This is a genomic window from Alcanivorax sp. HI0044 (assembly GCF_001634945.1).
Genome location: NZ_LWEZ01001652.1, coordinates 1 through 1558 on the forward strand (window position 1 = coordinate 1; position 1558 = coordinate 1558).

Below are 1558 nucleotides of genomic sequence, written 5' to 3' on the forward strand. Positions count from 1 at the left end.
CGAAGCCGGTGAGCAGCATGTCCTTCACAATCAGGAAGGCCAGCGGGTTCTCGTTCAGGGGCTTCTTGAAACCATCGATGGCCTGCTTCTGCTGGGCCTTGTCGGTGTACTTGGCAATGTAGCCCTCGTCATTGTGGCTACCACTGATAATCACCTCGGACGGCGGCGCGCCCAGCTCATCCAGGGTCTTCTTGTACACCGTGGCCGCATGGCGGCTGCCCACCACCACCATGGCCTTGAAGCCGTTGGGCTGGATATGCTCCCGGTAGTGCTTGAGCAGATCCAGGCACACCCAGCGAATCCGCGCCGGGGCTTCGCGCACCGCCCGCTCCACCCCGTACTTCTTCTTGATCTCGCGCTTCTCGTCGTCGCTCTTGTCCTTGAAGTATTCGTCGAACAGCTTGTCCAGAGATTCGCCCACCACCTGGGTCTGGGCCTGGCGGCCTTCGTAGATGATCCGCACCGTGGCGCCGTCTTCCACCGCCTCATTGATCTTGTACTGGTCGATGTAGCCACCAAAGGCCTGATCCATCTTCTGGGTCTTCAGTAGCGGGGTGCCGGTGAAGCCGATCTTGGGGGCATTGGGCAGGGCCGCATTGATTGTAGCCGCCAGGCCGCCGAACTGGGTGCGGTGGGCCTCGTCGGCCAGCACGATGATCTTGTCGCTGGGGTTCAGATCGGTAAAGTCGCCTTCCGCCTCGGCATCCTGAAACTTTTGCACCATGGCCGTGACAATGTCAGAGGCATCCTTGGTGAGCAGCTCTTTCAGCTTGGCCACCGAGTTGGCGTTATAGATGGTTTCGTTCTGGGCATCGCGGAAGGTGGCGGAAAGTTGGCTGTCCAGCTGGGTACGGTCGGTGACGAACACCAGCTTGTACTTCTGCAGTTCCGGGTCGCGGCGCATCTTCACCGCCAGCATGACCATGGTCAGCGACTTGCCCGAGCCCTGGGTGTGCCACACCACCCCGGACTTTTCTTTACGGGTAGTGCCGTGCTTCAGTCGCTCGATCACCTTGTTCACTGCCCGGTACTGCTGGTAACGGGCCACCTTCTTGATCAGGCGGCCTTCCACCGGTTCAAACAGGATGAAATTGCGGATCAGGTCGAGAAAGGTGTCGTGGCTGAACATGCCCATCAGCAGGCGTTGCTGAGCGGTGATATCGCTCTGCACCGCTTCGCCTGCACCATTGGCCGCTTCCCCTTCACCAGTAAGAATGGCCTTCACCTGTTCCAGATAGGCCGTGGACGGCACATCTTCAATCTTGCTGGCGGCATTCCCGTCGGTCGTTACTCTCCCAGCCTCCGGCTTCGCCAGCACCCCACGGATATCCGCATCCGTATAGGGGTAAGCATCCTTCCAGTCGCCGTAATGCTGGGCCATGGAACTGATGGTGCCGACCCGGGCCTGATCCCGGCAGGTGGACACCATCAACTGGTTATACCAGAACAGCTTCTGCGCCCCTTCATCATCTTCCGGGCGGCGCAGGTTGGCGTAGCGGCGTAGCTGGTTGATGCCCTCGCCGATGGCATCCGAGGAGGAATAGGGAGACTTGCACTC

Annotated in this window: 1 protein-coding gene; it reads right to left on the reverse strand. The window is 60.0% G+C overall.

Going from position 1 to position 1558, the window contains the following annotated elements; genetic code table 11:
* Positions 1 to 1558 (reverse strand): type I restriction endonuclease subunit R (locus A3730_RS24865; protein ID WP_156501347.1); only part of this gene is annotated, 1558 nt, incomplete at both ends.